This is a genomic window from Sphingomonas yabuuchiae (assembly GCF_001477495.1).
Taxonomy (GTDB): domain Bacteria; phylum Pseudomonadota; class Alphaproteobacteria; order Sphingomonadales; family Sphingomonadaceae; genus Sphingomonas; species Sphingomonas yabuuchiae_A.
Map to the genome: position 1 here is coordinate 49,380 of NZ_LDTF01000051.1, position 18,211 is coordinate 67,590.

Sequence of the window (18,211 nt, forward strand, 5' to 3'; positions counted from 1 at the left end):
TCTTCATCGGACACCAGCCCCTTATTTGCGTACCAGCCGCAGGCATTTTCGGCGAAATACTCGAAGCTTAGAGATGGACCGTCCGGTTCAGGGACGCGTTGGTGGGGTTCATCATCGAAAGCATCCTGTGCCGCATTATCTGATCGCGCAAAGCGAGTTGCCCGAAGAACGCGAAGCCCGTCGCCGCCGTGCCGGCAAAAGTTCCGGTGAGACCTATGCGGCGACGCTGGAACAAATGCAGCCGGGCGTTGCCACGACGATCGTCTCCCCGGCCGACGATGCAGCCCCCGTTTTTTCAACCGACAGCTTGGCGGCGTTTGATGCGGTCTTCCTCACCGGCTCGCCGATGCACGTCTATGACGACAGTCCCGAGGTCCGGCGTCAACTCGACTTCATGCGCCGGGTATTCGCGGCAGGCGTGCCATCCTTCGGCTCCTGCGCCGGATTGCAGATCGCCGTAGCGGCCGCAGGCGGACGGGTGCGCAAGATGCCGCAACGGATGGAGGCCGGTATCGCCCGCCGCATCGCCCCGACCGAGGCGGGGCGCGGCCATCCGCTGCTCGCGGGTCGGCCGCCCTGTTGGGATGCGCCCGCTATTCATGGTGACGAAGTGGAGGAACTACCGCCCGGCGCTACGCTGCTTGCGAGCAACGCCGTGACCCGTGTGCAGGCGGCGGAAATCCGCTTTGAATCTGGGGTTTTCTGGGGCGTGCAATATCATCCCGAACTGGCGCTGCGCGAGATCGCGTTGGCCATCACCGCACAGGCCGGTGACCTTGTCGAGGCGGGGCTGGCAAATGCCGAAAACGATGTCGAAGCATGGTGCGGCGATCTCGATGCACTTTACGAAACGCCCGACAACCGGGCGCTTCGCTGGCGGCTGGGGGTGGATGGCGAATTCGCAGATGAACAGTTGCGCCGCCGCGAAATCGCCAATTTCCTGTCGCATGTCACCATGCTGAGAGGTTAAGCCGCCCGGCGATTACGGCCCGACATCCGCCGCGCCGGTCACGACGCGGAGCGCCTTGCCCGCCTTGAAGCCCAATGCCGCGCCCACCCGGTCGTCCCAGCCATAAGGATCGTTGCGCACGATCGGCTCGCCACCATCGTCGAACAGCACTGTCTGGTAGAGAAGCCGGACGGGGATCTGTCGCGGCAGCTTGACGAAGCTCTCCTTGCCGGTCTCGCGGGCCTTGTGCCATTCGTCCAGCACACCCTCGTCCTTGGCCAGCATCTCGGCAAAGCCCAGCGCGTCGTCGACACGGACGCAGCCATGGCTCCGCTGGCGCTGGACCATGCCGAACAACGCCTTGGCAGGCGTATCGTGCAGATAGATGGCATGGTCGTTCAGCATGTCGAACTTGACCAGCCCCAATGAATTCTTCGGCCCCGGCTGCTGCACGATCCAGCCATCCTTCCAAACCATGTTGTTGGCCTTGAGATACCCAGCGCCCTTCTTGGCCAAGTCCTTCTGCTGGATCGAGCGCGGCACGGTCCAGGTCGGGTTCGCGACGAGACGATAGATGGGCGACCCGAGCTGCGGCGTCTCGGTGTCCGGCTCGCCGACGACGACCTTGCGGCTATCGACGATCTTGCCGTCCCGCCAATAGGTCAGGCGGGCGGCGGCAATGTTGACGTCGATCCGCGTGGCGGGCGGCGTCCGCTCCAGCCAGCGCAGCCGTTCCATCGCAACCGCGATGGCGCGCGCCCGGTCGGCGTTTGACATGTTGAGAATCGCCAGCGCCTCGCTGCCGATGATACCATCGGGCTTCATCCCGTAATCGGCCTGCATCCGACGCACCGCATCGACGACGGTCGGACCATAGCTGGTTCCCTGCGCCGCCTTGGGCGCCAGATAGTCGAGGATGACCAGCTCGCGCATGATGACCGGCAGGCGCGGGTCAGTCGCGCCCGGCTTGATCGGCTCGCCGGTTCCCGCGATCTTCACCTCGGCATCCTGGGGCTGCTGACGCAGCTTCAGATAGGCGTCGGAGAGCCGCTTGTAATTGCCGTCCTGCGGCGCGAGGCTGTTCAGCCATTTGGTCAGGTCGCCGCTGCGCAACGCCGCCGCCAGTCCGGCCTTCAGGTCGGGCGACGGGCGCGGCACAGTATAGACGTCGTAAAGCTTGGTGGGATCGGTCGCACCCCGCGCCAGGGCCGTGGCGAAGCGGAGCGCCTGTTCGCTGGTCTTGGCCTCGTCGCTGCCCGACATGTCGAATGTCATATGGTCCAGGCCATGCGCAGCCCGCCCATCGATCGCCTCACGTAACTGGCCGCGCGTGCGATCACTCCACTGGGCGGGACCGGCCTGCTCCTTCGTCGAAGACGTGGCATTCTGATCCGTCGCGACCTGACCACCACATGCCGACAGCAGCAGCCCCAGCGCCAATACCGATCCCGTCCGCATATCCGTTCGTCGCTCCCTCATTTCAGATCGTAAACGCACCGAAATGAAGTCGGCTCCCGCTTCGTCTGGATTGGCCTACCACGCCAGCATCAGCGCGATGGTGGCATGCGGGACCACCGTCGCCGTCGTCCCACTTGGCGCGTCCAGTCGGCGCAGTCGGTCGTCCCTGACCAGCGCGAGGATATCGGCTTGCAAGGTCGCGGCGCTGCCGCCGAGCTTGACGGGATAGGCGATGGAGAGCCCTCCGCTGCCATAAACCCGCGTGCCGCTTTGCTCGGCGTAAAAGCCGTGCCAGCCGATACCGACCAATAGCGGCACGCTGAGCGACGGTCCGTCCTCGCGCCGCGAAAGTGCGAAGGACGGACTGATCCCGGCAATGGTGTAAAGACCACCCTGCCCCTGCGTCCGGCGGGTGATCGCCGCGCGGGGCTTCAATCGACCAAGACCACGATCCGCCGCATAGAGGATGCTCAGGCTCGCTTCATGCGTGGTCGATGCCACCCCATTAGGGCTGGTCTTGATCGTATAGGTCGCGGCGGTGGTCAGTCCTTCCGCAGGACGCCAGGCAAGCCCAAGCAGATTGTTGCTTTCATACCAAGCACGCGGCGCGACGCGCTCATCCGCTTGCGGCGCATGAAAGCCGTTGGAGCTTTGCCCGATGAGGAACAGGTCGCCGCTGCCATCCCGTCCGCGCCGAAGCACCAACGCACCGCCAAAGGCGACATGCACCGGCACCCGGTCGAGCGCGGCATCATCGTCATCCAGCGCACCGCGAGCATAATCACCGTTGCGGATGTCGAGCGTTACGACCGGATGCCAATTCCTGCCCCGGTCCTCTACGTCGATCTCGGAAAGCGTGGCATCCTCGGTATCGGCAAACGGAATGGACTGACCCCTGGCAGGGCCAGCGACCGCGACGATGGCTAACAAGATAGCCGCCATCGCCGCACCATGTCCGCGTCTCACGAAGCCCGGCGGACCAGCCAGACTGTATCACCCGCATCATCCAGCACGAAAATTGCGCCGTCCTCGCGCGTCTGGATGCTGACCGGGCGACCATAGACCTCGCCCTTCCTGGCATCGGCGACGAAGCCGGTCAGGAAGGGCTGCAGCGCGGCGGTCGGGCGGCCACCCGAAAACGGCACGGCGAGCACATCATAGCCGCTGAAGCTGGACCGGTTCCACGAACCATGTCGTGCGACATAGGCGGTTTGCCCGTTATTCCCCTTGTCGAACGCCATACCCAGCGCGGCGGCATGGGCGCCGACCGCAACGTCGGGCATCAGCGTGGTCGCGAGCAGATCGCGACGCTCATTGGCGTGGCGGGGATCCTGCTTTCCGTAATAGCTGTACGGCCAGCCATAGAAGCCGCCTTCCTTCACGCCGACCAAATAGTCGGGCGAGATATCGTCGCCGATTTCGTCCCGCTCGTTGACCGCCGTCCACAACACCCCGCCGGGTGCCCAGGCCATGCCGACCGGATTGCGCAGCCCCGAGGCGTAAAGCCGCTCGCGTCCGCTCGCCAGATCAACCGCCAGGATCGCGGCGCGCCGCTTTTCCTCGTCCATGCCGAACTCGCCGACATTCGAGGCCGAGCCGACCGAGACGTAGAGCGTGCGTCCATCCGGGCTGAGCAGCAGATTGCGGGTCCAGTGATTGTTATAACCCCCGGCGGGCAACGCGATCAGCGGCTTGGGTGCGGCAGTGATGGTCGTTTGGCCGGGCTGGAAGGGAAAGCTCACCACGCCGTCGGTGTTCGCGACATACAGCCGCCCGTCGACATATTGCATGCCGAATGGCTGGTTCAGTCCCTCGCGCAGCACGAAGCGCTGTTCCGCCACCCCGTCCCGGTCCGCATCGCGCAAGAGCGTCAGACGATTGGCGCTGAAGCCGGTGGTCTTCGATAAAGCCTGCCCACGTTGCACCTCGGGATCGGCGTCGAGCTTGGGCTTGGTCCGCGCCTCCGCGACGATCACATCGCCATTGGGCAGCAGCAGCGCCTGGCGTGGATAATCGAGCCCGCCAGCGAACTTCACCACCTCATAGCCGCGCGGGGCGACGGGCTTGCGTCCTTCCGGCCAGCCGATGGTCTTGGGATGGTTGACCACCGACTCCGTCGCATAGGGCTCGGGCTGGGGCGGCAGTCCGACGACCTTTGACGCCGATTGGGCAGAGGCCCCGCCTGCGACCATGGTCGAGGCGAGAAGAAGATGGGCGAAGGCGATCCTGTTCATATTGGCTCCCGGCTGCTTGCAGCGAGGAACCACCCGATCCGGCCATATGTCCGCCGCCGCGATCGGGACATGAAATGTTACATGGGGTGGATGCGCACGTCGCGGTAGCGCGGATTGAGGATATGGAAGATCAACAGCGCGACGAGATAGGCGACGCCGCATGCAATGAAGAAGGGCTGATAGCTCCCCACCCGGTCGAGCAACGCACCCAACGCCTTGGACGCGATGAACCCGCCGGTCGCCCCGGCAAAACCGCCCAGCCCGATCAAGGTCCCCTGCGCATAACGCGGAAACTGGTCGCCGGGCAGCGCGAAGAGATTGGTCGAAAAGCCCTGATGCGCGGCGCAGGCCAGGCCGATCATCGCCACCGCGACCCAGATGCTGCTCGCCTGGGCGGCGAACATCACCGGCAATGCGAACAGCGCGCAGGCGAACATCGCCTGCTTGCGCGCCCGGCCCGTTTCGACGCCGCGCTTCAAGAGCCGTGAAGAATACCAGCCGCCGACGATCGCCCCGACATCGGCCATGATATAGATGGCGACCAGCGGCGGACCGAAATTCTTCAGGTCATAGCCGTAGCGGCTGTGGAAGAAGTCCGGCAGCCAGAACAGGAAGGTCCACCAGACCGGATCGATCAGGAAGCGTCCGGTCATATAGGACCAGGACTCGCGGTGCCGCAGCACGGTCAGGAAGCCTGCGCGGCCTACCGTTTCGACCGGCTCGGCTTCGATCCACGCTCGCTCCTCGGAACTGATGCGCGGATGGCTGTGGGGCGGGTGGTACAGCCGCCACCACGCCGTCAGCCAGACGAGGTTGAACAGCCCGGTGATGATGAAGGCCCAGCGCCAGTCGAGCACCAGATCGGCGATCAGGAAGCCGACGAGAAGCGGCGTCACCACCGCGCCGACATTGGCCCCGGCGTTGAAGATGCCGATGGCCATGGCGCGTTCCTTCTTCGGGAACCATTGCGAGGCGGCCGCCAGTGCCGAGGGGAAAGTCCCCGCCTCCCCCAGCGCCAGCGGAATGCGGGCGAGCGCGAAGCCGGTGGTCGAGGTGACGAGCGTCTGCGCGAAATGGCCGACCGTCCACGCCCCCATCGCCAGCAGATAGCCCGCCCGCGGCCCGATCCGGTCGATCAGCCAACCGAACAGCAGGAAACCCAGGCCATAGGCGACCTGGAAATAGCCGGTGATGTCGCCGTAACCGCTATTGGTCCACCCATAGAGCGCCGTCAGCTGCGGCTTGAGCACACCGAGAACCAACCGGTCGATGTAGCTCAGTACGACAGCGGCGAAGAGCAATCCGCAGATGACCCAGCGCACTCGCCCGCGCGGCGGCGGCACGGCTTGGGCGACGGTGTCGGGCGCTGCGGCGGCGGCCTGGGTCAGGTCGCTCACCTTACCAACTCCACAAGGTCCCGTCCTCCAGACGGTTCACCGGCAGATAGGCCCGCTTGTAAGGATAGGTTTCCGCCAACGCCTCGTCGATCTCGACGCCCAGGCCGGGGGCATCACCGGGATGCATCATGCCGTCTTCGAACCGGTAATGATGCGGGAAGACCGCATCCGTCTCATCGGTGTGCGGCATATGTTCCTGGATGCCGAAATTGGGGATCGACAGCCCGAAATGCAGCGCCGCCGCCATGGTGACGGGCGACAGATCGGTCGCGCCGTGACAGCCGGTTCGCACCTGGTAAAGGTCCGCCAGCGAGGCGATCTGCCGCAAATGGGTCAGGCCACCCGCATGGACGACGGTGGCGCGGATATAGTCGATCAGCCTGTTCTCGATCAAATGCTTGGCATCCCAGACCGAGTTGAAAATCTCGCCCACCGCCAGCGGCGTCGTCGTATGCTGGCGGATCAGGCGGAATGCGTCCTGATCCTCGGCCGGGGTCGCGTCCTCGATCCAGAAGGGGCGATAGGGTTCCAAATCCTTGCCCAGCCGCGCCGCCTCGATCGGGGTCAGCCGATGGTGGACGTCGTGGAGCAGATGCACGTCCCAACCCAGCGCCTCGCGCGCCGCCGCGAAAAGTTCGGGCACGACCCGTAAGTACTTCTCGGTCGACCAGACGCTTTCGCTGGGCAGGTCGGCATCGGCGGGCTCGTAACGCTGTCCCGCCTTGGCGACGCCATAGGTGGAGGCGAGGCCCGGCACGCCGCATTGCAGGCGGATCGCGCGATACCCCTCGTCGCGGTGGCGGATCGCGGTGGCGATCGTATCCTCGATCGACGTGCCATTGGCGTGGCAATAGACCATGCAGCCTTCCCGCGCCGCCCCGCCCAGCAACTGATAGACGGGCAGTCCGGCGATCTTGCCCTTGATATCCCACAGCGCCATGTCGACGGCCGCGATCGCGGTCATGGTCACCGGCCCGCGCCGCCAGTACGCTCCCTTGTAGAGATACTGCCAGATATCCTCGATCCGGTGCGCCTCGCGCCCGATCAGGCAGGGGATGACGTGATCCTGCAGATAGCTGGCGACTGCCATCTCGCGCCCGTTGAGCGTGGCATCACCCAGGCCGGTGGTACCGTCGTCGCATTCGATCTTCAGCGTGACGAAATTGCGTCCTGGCGACGTGACGATCAGGCGGGCGGAAACGATCTTGGGCATGGGAACGTCCTTCAGGCGAATGGGGGCGCGACGAAGGGACGGCCGCACGAAGCGGCATGGCCGGTCATGGGGCGGGTCATAGGTTGCCACCTGGTCATTCAGGCCCCTCCTGTCAGGCAGCCGGTCCGACCCGACTTGCCAATTGGTCTGATAGCGGTAACGTGCGGGCCAAGCGTCGGCTTGTCAATCGCCGACACATCGGGAGAGTATGGATGAAACGGATTCGCGCATGGACCACCGCGCTGTCCCTGTCATTGGTCGCACTGCCATTTCCGGCAGCGGCGGAAGATGGTTATGCGCTATGGCTGCGCAACGTCGCACCATCGGTCGGACAGGTGAATGTCAGAGTGTCAGGGGTGTCGCCGACGCTGGATCTGGCGGGCGCCGAACTGCGCCGCGCGCTGCGCGCCGGTACGCCGCCCGTGCTGGTGGCGACCGCATCGGACCTCGCCCTTCGCCCATTGCGCCTGCCGTTCGAGGGACTGGGTGAGGAAGGGTATCTGGTCCGCGCGGTCATGCTGGGTGACCAGAGGGTCATTCTGGTCGCGGGAAACAGCGATCTCGGTGCGCTCTATGGTGCCTTCGCGCTGATCCGCCATCTCGCCACCGGCGGTACGGCGGATGGCGTTGCGCTCCGCTCGGCGCCCAAGGTCAAGCTGCGCGTGCTCAACCATTGGGACAATCTCGATGAGACGGTTGAGCGCGGCTATGCGGGCCAGTCACTATGGGACTGGTGGACGCTGCCAGACTTCCGCAATCCCCGCTACACCGACTATGCCCGCGCCAATGCCTCGATCGGCATCAACGGCAGCGTCCTGAACAACGTCAACGCCAAGGCCGACAGCCTGACCGCGCCCTATATCGCCAAGGCCGCGGCGCTGGCGGACGTGTTCCGGCCCTGGGGCATCAAGGTCTATCTGTCGGTCCGCTTCTCCGCACCGATCGAGTTGGGCGGATTGAAGACCGCCGATCCGCGTGATCCGGCGGTGGCGGCATGGTGGAAGGCGAAGGCCGACGAAATCTATCGCACCATCCCAGATTTCGGCGGCTTCTTAGTCAAGGCCAATAGCGAGGACCAGCCCGGCCCGCGTGACTATGGCGCATCCCATGCCGATGGCGCGAACATGCTCGCCGCTGCGGTGAAACCCCATGGCGGCATCGTGATGTGGCGAGCCTTTGTCTACGCCGAAACCGATCCCGAGGATCGCGCGAAACAGGCCTACACCGAATTCAAGCCGCTCGACGGCAAGTTCGCCGACAATGTGCTGGTACAAGTGAAAAACGGCGCGATCGACTTCCAGCCGCGCGAACCCTTTCACCCGCTGTTCGGCGCGATGCCGCGCACACCGCTGATGATCGAATTCCAGATCACCAAGGAATATCTGGGGTTTGCGACTCACCTCGCCTATCTCGGCCCGCTCTTCACCGAGGTGCTGGACGCAAAGACCGGGCAGAAGCCGGGCGAGACGGTGGCCGATGTCGTCGACGGCCAGGCCGAGCATCACAAACTCTCCGGCATGGCGGGCGTCGCCAATATCGGGCGCGACCGCGACTGGAGCGGATCGACCTTCAACCAGGCGAACTGGTACGCCTTTGGCCGTCTGGCCTGGGACCCCGATCTGTCCGCAGAGGATATCGCACGCGCCTGGGCCGCCCAGACGTTTGGCACCGACCGCCAGGTCATCGATACCGTCACCGCGATGATGATGGGAAGCCGGGAGGCGGTGGTCGACTATACCGGTGCACTGGGCCTCGCGCATCTGATGGCGACGGGTCATCATTATGGACCGGGGCCATGGGTGTCCGAACTGGCACGGCCGGAATGGAACCCGACCTATTATCACCGCGCCGACGCGAACGGGATCGGCTTCGATCGCACCGCCACGGGCAGCAATGCGGTCAGCCAATATGCGGGGCCGGTCGCCAAGGCCTTTGCCAAGCCGGAGACGACACCGGAGGCCCTGCTGCTCTGGTTTCACCATGTGCCCTGGGACAGGCGGATGGCGAGCGGTCGCACCCTTTGGGAGGATCTGGTGGCCCATTACGACCGTGGCGTCGCCTATGTCGCACAGATGCAAAAACAGTGGGACGGCCTGCGCCCGAAGATCGATGCCGAACGGTGGCAGAAGACCGCGACCTATCTTGCCGTCCAGGAGCGGGAAGCCCGCTGGTGGCGCGATGCAAGCCTGGCCTACTGGATGTCGGTCAACCACCGCCCCCTGCCCGCCGGGGTACGCGCGCCGGACCATGATCTGGCCTGGTACAAGGCACAGCGCTCCCCCTACGCGCCCGGCCATACCTCGTAGGACAATCGTTGGTCGCAGCCCGCCCTGGCTGCGACCATCCGCTCCACCGCATCGGCAAAACCAGCGAGTCCCGATTTGGTCGGGCCGATGCGGCCTATACTTGCCAGATTATAAATCGATTGCAGTTTAACTTGCCTGCTATCGAACTTGGCAAGTTGAAATGCAGATGTCTCAACACGAGACGGCAAAGCTGTGGCAGAACAGCCATAGTTCGACATGATCCCACTGCGGCCTAACCAATTTGCATTGACTTGTGGACCAATAGCGCAGAACGATAGCGCTATCAGCATACGCCGCATCAGACGGTCGGAGGGGATAGCATGGTTGACGGCATCATCACGGGCGACTCAGTGGCAGACCGCGTGGCGCAGCGCCCCGGCCACTGTCGCGCCCCGTCGGCCGGCTGATCCGCCGCCGCCACCTACACCGATACATCCCAAATTATTCCGCATGTCGCGACGAACGACAGCGGACCGCAAGAGAGGACCTGACATGAAATCCGTGCCCACCATCCGCCTCAGCCGCATCGCCCTGCTATGCGCCACGGCCGTCGGCGCGATGAGCGCATCGACCGCCTGGGCGCAGGCGGTTCCGGCCCCGCAAGGGCAGATACTCAATGACGGCCAGGATAACGGCCCCTCCGTGCCGCCCGCGCCGCAGACCGACCAGACCCAGGGGACCCCGTCCGAGGACATCGTCGTTACCGGTTATCGCTCGAGCCTAGCCAAGTCGACCAACGCCAAGCGCGCGTCGACCGGCTTCACCGACTCGATCTTCGCCGAGGATATCGGCAAGTTCCCGGACACCAACATCGCGGAGTCCTTCAACCGCATTCCAGGCGTCACCATCACCCGCGACGTGACCGGCGAGGGCACCAACGTCGCCATTCGCGGCTTGGGGTCGAACTTCACCAACGTGACCTTGAACGGCGCGCCGATCGCGGTCGCCTCGTCGGGTTCGACCGACGCGCAGGGCACCGATCGCTCGGTCGACCTCAGCTTCTTCCCGACCGACCTGTTCACCAAGCTGACCGTGAACAAGAGCTACACCGCCGACCTGCTGGAAGGTGGCGCGGCGGGCAATATCGACCTGCGTTCGGCCCGTCCGTTCGACCGCAGCGGCCCCTTCCTCGCCTATAATATCCAGGGATCGAAGCAGACGCCGGAAGACCGTATCGGTGCACGCGGCTCGCTGATCGGCAGCTGGCGCAACGAAACGTTCGGCGTGCTGGCGGGCGTGTCGGCGCAGCGGCTGTTCACCGATACGCGCGGTTTCGAGACGATCGGCTATACCAACCCGGCGCTGACGGCGGCGCAGTGCGGCGCGACCAGCGGCTGCAACAGCACCGGCGGCGGCAACTGGACGATCCCGGCGACGGTGCCGGTCGGCGCCGGTGCGGGCCTCGTTCCCGGCACGGTGATCGATCGCAACTTCCTGCTCGCCAACAATCCGGGCGCGACCATCCAGCAGATCGACAACGGCCTGCTGCCGCGCCTGGGCCGCGTCACCAGCATTCGTGGCCCGCGCGACCGCATCAACGCGATCCTGAGCGCCGAATATCGCCCGACCGACGAGCTGCATTTCTATGTCGACGGTCTGTACGGCTTCAAGAAGAACGAGCTGATCCGTGAGAACATGGCCTGGATCGTCCGCAACGGCGCGATCATCCCGACCAACCTGACCTTCGACAAGTCCGATTGCAGCGCGGGCTGCACCGTCACCGGCGGCACCTTCGCCAACGCCCAGTTCTTCAACGAATTCCGCCCCTATACTGAGACGACGCGCCTCTGGAGCGTCAATCCCGGTGCCGAGTGGCAGATCAACGACAAGTTGAAGCTGAACTTCCAAGGCAATTATGCCCGCTCGACCTTCCACCGCGAAAGCCCGACCGTCGGCATGACGACGCCGCTGGGCGTCGGCAACACCGTCACCTTCTCGAACACCGGCGGCATTCCGACGATCACCAGCGCGCTGGACCTGAACGATCCGAAGAATTTTGGCTGGTATGCGGGCAGCCGCGTCAACCTGCAGGACGAGCGTCGCCTGAACATCAACAAGGGGCTTCGCGGCGACCTGACCTGGGGCGATACCGCGCTAAACCTGAAGGTCGGTGGCGCCTATGACGATACGTCGCGCCGCATCCGGGGCTTCGACAACAGCCAATATTGGCAGAATGCGGTCTGCGGCAACAATCCGAACGTCGCCGTCCCCTCGCCCAACTCGCAGCCGCCCTGCGAAGGCCTGAACGCGCCGGGTGCGGCCCCTGCCGGCTATCCGACCTATCCGGGCTATGGCACCGGCTTCAGCTCGGGCATGAGCGGCCCCGTCAGCTATGGCGGTTCGCTGATCCCCAACAGCGCGGCGTCCAGCTATCTGTCGCCCGGACCGGCGGGTTTCGTGACGGTCAACTGGCCCGCCTTCGCCAAGGCCAGCAATTACCAGTTCTTCCACGACAATGCGCCCGAGAATGGCGGCGCGAACACCGGCGCCAGCGCAGGCTTCATCCGCGAGGTCGTGAAGTCGGCTTTCGCGACCGTCAACGGCGCGCAGGAACTGGGGGGCAACACGCTGCGCTTCAACGTCGGCCTGCGCTACGTCAACACGATCCAGACCATCTCGGGCCGCGTCTCGCTTCCCGATCCCCGCAACACGACCGCCAGCGGCGCGACGCTGCCCGATGGCAGCCGCTACCCGAGCATCATCAACATCGCCGAAACGCGGAACGTCTATTCGGAATGGCTGCCCGCCGCGACCTTCGCCTATGACATCGGCGACCATGCGGTGGTCCGCGTCGCGGGTTCGCGCACCATGACCCGTCCGGACCCGTCGGCGCAGCTGCCGGGCATCAACTTCGGCGCGCCGTCAGCCGACCAGGCCTCGATCGGCAATCCGGCGCTGGCGCCCTATCTGTCGACCAATCTCGACCTGGGCTTCGAATATTATACCGGCCGTGAGGGCGTGATCAGCTTCAACGCATTCCGCAAGTCGCTGGAAGGTTTCACGACGACCGCGATCAGCACGGTGCCCTTCTCCAACCTGGCGCAGTACGGCATCACCTATGACACGCTGAACCCGACGCAGCAGATCGCGATCAACTCGCGTGGTGGCCCGAGCCAGGCGCAGGTGCAGGTTACCTCGCAGGTCAACGTACCCAACAAGCTGACCATCAATGGCCTGGAATTCCAGTGGGTTCAGCCGCTAGACTTCCTGACCCGGTCGCTTGGCATCACGGGCTTCGGGTTCAACGCCAACGCTACGATCGTCGACCAGCGCAGCGACGGCCCGGCCATCGCCTTCGGCGTCGCGCCCTTCACCTACAACATCACCGGCTATTACGAAAAGAACGGCGTGATGCTGCGGGTCGCCACGACCTCGCGTCAGGGCGCGCAGAACAGCGGCGCGGCGCAGAACGGCATCCCGGCCGCCGCGCTGTTCGGTACCGACTATACCACCTATGACTTCTCGTCGGCGTTCGACCTCGACAAAATCTTCGGTATTCCGGGGGCGCCGCAGCTGACCGTCAACGTCGCCAACTTCACCAACGCGACGCTGCGCTCCTACTTCCAGTTCGAGAACGCGACGTTCACCCAGTACAAGCCGGGTCGCCAGTTCCTGATCGGTCTGCGCGGCACCTTCTAAGCTTTCGATCGTTCATCCCTCGCGATCGGACAGAGGCCCCGGTGAAAACCGGGGCCTTTTTTTTGCGGGCGGTGCTGTTGTCATCAGCGGAGCACCGTCTGACTCTAGCGTCGATCAATGATTGTTTCGCGCTTTCGGCTTTATCGAGTATCGTGCACCGGTGACCGCCCCCTCCCCTTCCTCCAGCGTGCCGCATGGCGAGGGCGTCGCTGCCATCAGTAGCGGCGTGGAAATGCCCCCCTCTCTCATCGGCAGTGGCGATTGTGCCGATCGGATCGCGCGACTGGACTGGTCCGCCACGGCGCTCGGCCCGGTCGAAAGCTGGCCGATCTCGTTGACGATGACGCTCGCCTTGGTGCTGCGCTCGGCCGTGCCGTACCTGCTGTTCTGGGGCGAGGACGGGGTGATGCTGTACAACGACGCCTATGCCCGCTTTGTCGGGGACGGCCATCCGGGATTACTGGGCAAAACGGTCCATGACGGCTGGCCTCAATTTGCCGCCTTTAACGACGTCATCATGACCGCCGGTCTCGGCGGCAAAACGCTGCACTTCCCGGACCTGCCCGCGACCCTCTACCGGAATGGGCAGGAAACGCAGGCCTGGGCCAATTTCGATACGTCGCCCATCGTCGATGCGCAGGGCAAGCCGGTCGGCGTCCTGTGCCTGCTGGCCGATACGACGCAGCGGGTTCTGGCGGAGCGGCGCGCGGCGTTCCTGCTGACCCTGGCCGATCATATGCGGGCGCTGGAGACGCCCACCGCAATCATGGCGCTGGCGGCGGAACGGTTGGGCGAGGAACTGTCGGCCAGCCGCGTCTTCTATGCCGAGATCACGAGCAAGGGTTGGATGACCGTCGAGCGCGATTATGCGCGCGGCGTATCCTCGATCGTCGGCCGCCATTCGCTGGTCAGTTTCGGGCCGGACCTGCTGGCCGCTTATCGTGGCGGCGCGCCGGTGGTGGTCACCAATGTCGGCGCCGACGACCGCCTGAGCGACGGCGCGCGTTCGGGGCTTCAGGCGCGCGAGGTCGGCGCATTCGTCGATGTCGTGCTGTTCGAGGAAACCGAATGGGTCGGCCTGCTCGCGGTCCAGAGCGCCACGCCGCGCACCTGGAGCCCCGAGGAAGAAGCGCTGATCCAGAATGTCGGCGAACGGGTCAAGGTCGCGATCGAGCGAGCCCGCGCCGAGATGGCCCTGCGCGAGTTGAAGGACACGTTGGAGCAGCAGGTCGTCGAGCGCACCGTCGAAATCCGCCGCTATCATGAGATCGTCGAGGCGATCGCTTCGCCCATCTGCGCCTTCGACACCGACTATCGGCTGATCGCCTTCAACAAGGCGCATAATCAGGAATTCCGCCGGGTCTTCGGTTTCGACACCAAGATCGGCGACGTGTTTCCCGATCAGTTCGTGCCGGACCAGCGGGATACCATTCGGGCGCTGATGACCCGGGCGCTGACCGGCGAGCATTTCACCGTCGTCGAAGCCTTTGGCAGCCCTGAGCTTGCCAAGCCGAACTGGGAAATCACCTACACGCCGCTTCGCGATAGCGCGGGCCGGGTGATCGCGGCCTTTCACCAGGCCACCGACATTTCCGAGCGGCTGGAGGCCGCGGCCGAACTGGAGGCGGCGCAGGATGCCCTGCGACAAAGCCAGAAGGTCGAGGCCATGGGCAGCCTGACGGGCGGCGTCGCGCACGACTTCAACAACCTGCTGACACCGATCATCGGCTCGCTCGACATGCTGACGCGCAGAGGGTCCGGCACGGCGCGCGAACAACGGCTGATCGACGGGGCGCTGCAATCGGCCGAACGGGCCAAGACGCTTGTCCAACGCCTGCTCGCCTTTGCCCGCCGCCAGCCGCTCCAGCCAACCGCCGTCGATCTGGGTAAGCTGGTCGACAGCATGGCCGATCTGATCGAATCCACGGTCGGCCCGACCATCACGCTGAAGGTGGAGATCGCCGACCTCCTTCCTCCGGCCAATGCCGATGCCAACCAGCTCGAAATGGCGTTGCTCAACCTGGCGGTCAACGCGCGCGATGCGATGCCGAGCGGCGGCACGCTGTCGGTCAAGGTCCATCGCTGCGAGGTCGACGGGCAGCAGACGACCGACGTGCCGGCAGGTGATTATATCTGCCTGAGTGTCGGCGATACCGGCATGGGCATGGACGAGGAGACTCGCGTGCGCGCGATCGAGCCCTTTTTCTCGACCAAGGGCGTCGGCAAGGGGACGGGCCTGGGCCTGTCCATGGTCCATGGCCTGGCCGCGCAGCTTGGCGGTGGACTGACGATTTCGAGTGCGCTGGGGCATGGAACGTCGATCACGCTCTGGCTGCCGCTCAGCAGTGTCGAGACGGCGACGACTGCGCCCGTGGTCCCCGCCTCGGCAAGGGCCGATGGCATCGGCACGGTCCTGCTGGTGGACGACGAGGATCTGGTACGGATGAGCACCGCCGACATGCTGGCCGATCTGGGTTACGGCGTGGTCGAGGCATCGTCCGGCGAACAGGCGCTGGAACTGGTCCAGGCCGGGCTGCGCCCCGACCTGCTCGTCACCGATCACCTCATGCCGGGTATGAGCGGCGCGCAGCTCGCGCGCGAGTTGCAGGACAAGTTGGCCGGACTTCGTTCGCTTATCGTATCGGGCTATGCCGAGGCGGAGGGGCTGGACGTCGAGATCGCGCGGCTGACCAAGCCGTTCCGGAGCGAGGAGTTGGCGGCAAGTCTGGCCGCCATCGGGGCGTCGTCTGCGGGACGCCGGGCGGCCCCCGAAGAAGGGGACGCCGCCCAGCCGATCATTGCCTAATAATCGTCGGAATTGTCGAAGTCGGAAGCGCTGTCGTCGAAACGGCCGCCATCGTCATCGTTGAAGTTGTTGATGGTGACATTCTCCGGTTGCCCCATAAAACCCTGACCGCCACCGCCAAACATGCCGCCACCGCCGCCGCGATGGCCGAACATGTCCGACAGGCCTGAGAACAGCATCTCACCACCGACGACACCCGCCGCCGTTGTGCCCGCGCTGCGCAGGAAGCTGCCCAGCCCGCCACCGCCGGAGAAGACGCCGGGCCGGGCCTCGGGCGGAGGTGGCGAATAGCTGTCCTGCGGATGCGTACCCCAGGGGCCGCCAGCGCCCTGCGGCAGGAAGCCGCTGCTTGCCGGTGCGGGGGGCGCCTGTTGCTGGCGCTCCAGCTCGGCGATGCGCTGCTGTGCCGCGTGCAGCGACTGGTCGGCAACGATGGCGTGCTGGACCAGCAGATAGGCCGCGTCCGGATTGGAGGACAGCGTCCGGGCGATCATAGCATCTGCTTCGGGGTCCTTCGCGCTCGTGCGCGCGGCGGACAATTCATCCAAAAAGCGGGTCAGCAGCGTGCGTTCTTCGGCGTTCATCGGGGCACTCCTGTCTTGTGCCCCGCAAGATCGTCGAGCTCGCCCCCAAATCAAGCTCGGCGACTCATGATGACCGATTATTCACCCCAGTGGCATCTTGTCTCCAGCCTGTGAGCCGCCGTCCTTCTCCCATTCCAATTCCTTTTGCAGCGCCAGTTCGTCGCGCCCCGCCGTCAGAATTGCCTGTTCGCGGCCGTCTTCGGCAAACGACACTGCGAAGTCCTTGGCCGGAACATCGCCATCGATGGTCCGATCTTCGGATGATGCGACATGGCCGACATAGCGCAGGCTGAGGTCGTAGTGGCCCGACCAGAAGAACGGCACCTCGCGATAGTCTCCGCTCGCCTGTCCCATGAAATATCGGGCAAGCCATTGCCCCATGCGCTGCGCCACCACCCAATGCTCGACCCGGATGGGATGACCGAGACGAGGATCCGGTGCATTGGCGATATCGCCGATCGCGTGAATGGCAGGATCGGACGTCCGCAGCTGAGCATCGACCTTCACGCCGCCGCCATCGGCCTTGTCCGCTAGATCGAGTCCAGCTGCTTCCGCCAGGTTCACCCGTGGCCGTACGCCGATCCCGGCAACGACCATGTCTCCCATCACTTCGGACCCGTCATCGAGCATGGCGACATGGCCGTCCCAGCGCGCGATGCGGCGGTTCAGGTGGAAGGTGACGCCCTTGAATTCGTGCAGATTGCGGATCATCGCGCCGACTTCGGGCCCGGCCGTCTTCTCCAACGGCAGTGCATCATCGGATATGACCGCCACTGCCAGCCCCCGTGCGATCAACGAAGCCGCGACCTCCAGGCCGATATAGCTCGACCCGACCACGAGGGCGCGCTTCGCTTGCCCCGCCGCAGCGATCAGCCGGTCGGCATCCGCCAAAATCCGTAGGCCGAAAACGTCCTTACGATCCGAACCATAAAAGTCGGGAGCAACCGCCGCCGCGCCGGTTGCGAGAACCAGCCGGTCATAGGGTATGACGTCGCCATCTTTCAGGACGATGATCTTTGCTTCGCGATTGATGCGCGACGCTGCGATGCCGGACCGGACGGCCACCCCGTCCAGCGCCGGCAAGGCGGCTTCCTTTCGATCCGCCTTCCCCGCCAGATACTGTTTCGAACAGAAGGTGCGATCATAGGGCGCGTCGCCCTCTTCATTGATGACCGTTACCGCCTCGCCCGCGCCGTGACGCGCCAGCATCTCGGCACAGGCATGACCGGCTGCGCCTGCTCCGATAATGACGATGCGGCCCAGTCCTGCGGTATCCGCCGCCTCGGGCGCTGGGCCAGGCTCGGCAGAGCCAGTGATCCGCAACTGGCCGTCATTCTCGACGACTTCGAACCGCTCCAACGGTGCGAAGGCGGGTGCACCCACGGCCTCGCCGGTCTCGATATCGAACCGGGCATGATGCCAAGGGCAGCGCAGCGTACCGTCGGCGACGATCCCATCGGCCAAGGGCGCCTTCAGATGCGTACACTGGCCAGACAGCGCGCAGACCCGCCCCTTGTGCCGGACGAGCACGACATCCTGCCCGTCCAGCACACCGGCGACGATATGCCCTTCCTGTACCTCGCCAGAGGCGATGCCCTTCGCCAGATCACGATCCGCCATCGCCT

At 64.9% G+C, this 18,211-nt stretch carries 11 protein-coding genes; 4 read left to right on the plus strand and 7 right to left on the minus strand.

The window, feature by feature from the left end; translation table 11 throughout:
- Window positions 1–127 precede the first annotated feature (127 nt).
- On the plus strand, window positions 128–970 hold the full coding sequence (locus tag NS355_RS10630) for a type 1 glutamine amidotransferase (protein WP_058745692.1): 843 nt from the start codon (window positions 128–130) through the stop codon (window positions 968–970).
- 12 nt (window positions 971–982) lie between these two features.
- On the opposite strand, the gene NS355_RS10635 is transcribed toward NS355_RS10630, so the two are convergent.
- The 5 genes from NS355_RS10635 to manD form a co-directional block, all read right to left on the minus strand.
- On the minus strand, window positions 983–2,407 hold the full coding sequence (locus NS355_RS10635; RefSeq protein ID WP_058745693.1) for a L,D-transpeptidase family protein: 1,425 nt from the start codon (window positions 2,405–2,407) through the stop codon (window positions 983–985).
- A gap of 75 nt (window positions 2,408–2,482) precedes the next feature.
- Complete coding sequence (locus NS355_RS10640; protein ID WP_058745694.1) at window positions 2,483–3,349, minus strand: hypothetical protein; 867 nt, start codon at window positions 3,347–3,349, stop codon at window positions 2,483–2,485.
- Window positions 3,350–3,369: 20 nt separating this feature from the next.
- A complete protein-coding gene (locus tag NS355_RS10645; protein WP_058745695.1) occupies window positions 3,370–4,641 on the minus strand; it encodes a PQQ-dependent sugar dehydrogenase in 1,272 nt (423 codons plus the stop codon).
- Window positions 4,642–4,718: 77 nt separating this feature from the next.
- On the minus strand, window positions 4,719–6,029 hold the full coding sequence (locus tag NS355_RS10650; RefSeq protein ID WP_058745718.1) for an MFS transporter: 1,311 nt from the start codon (window positions 6,027–6,029) through the stop codon (window positions 4,719–4,721).
- A 10-nt stretch (window positions 6,030–6,039) separates the two neighbouring features.
- Entirely contained in the window at window positions 6,040–7,251 is a 1,212-nt protein-coding gene (manD, locus tag NS355_RS10655; RefSeq protein ID WP_058745696.1) for a D-mannonate dehydratase ManD, read from the minus strand.
- 212 nt (window positions 7,252–7,463) lie between these two features.
- Here manD and NS355_RS10660 point away from each other — a divergent pair, with 212 nt between their 5' ends.
- The 3 genes from NS355_RS10660 to NS355_RS18325 all read left to right on the plus strand — a co-directional run bounded on the left by NS355_RS10660 (window position 7,464) and on the right by NS355_RS18325 (window position 16,002).
- Window positions 7,464–9,557: an alpha-glucuronidase family glycosyl hydrolase gene (locus NS355_RS10660; RefSeq protein WP_058745697.1), complete on the plus strand. Its 2,094-nt coding sequence runs from the start codon at window positions 7,464–7,466 to the stop codon at window positions 9,555–9,557.
- Between the two features lie 492 nt (window positions 9,558–10,049).
- Entirely contained in the window at window positions 10,050–13,196 is a 3,147-nt protein-coding gene (locus tag NS355_RS10665) for a TonB-dependent receptor (RefSeq protein WP_058745698.1), read from the plus strand.
- Between the two features lie 232 nt (window positions 13,197–13,428).
- Window positions 13,429–16,002, plus strand: a complete 2,574-nt coding sequence (locus NS355_RS18325; RefSeq protein ID WP_084787837.1) for a GAF domain-containing hybrid sensor histidine kinase/response regulator — start codon at window positions 13,429–13,431, stop codon at window positions 16,000–16,002.
- Here NS355_RS18325 and NS355_RS10675 read toward each other — a convergent pair.
- Window positions 15,999–16,586: a DUF2076 domain-containing protein gene (locus NS355_RS10675; protein ID WP_058745699.1), complete on the minus strand. Its 588-nt coding sequence runs from the start codon at window positions 16,584–16,586 to the stop codon at window positions 15,999–16,001. The two genes, NS355_RS18325 and NS355_RS10675, sit on opposite strands and share 4 nt — an antisense overlap.
- Before the next feature lie 81 nt (window positions 16,587–16,667).
- The gene (locus NS355_RS10680) at window positions 16,668–18,206 is read right to left on the minus strand and encodes an FAD-dependent oxidoreductase (protein ID WP_058745700.1); all 1,539 of its coding nucleotides are present in this window, start codon (window positions 18,204–18,206) and stop codon (window positions 16,668–16,670) included.
- Window positions 18,207–18,211 lie beyond the last annotated feature (5 nt).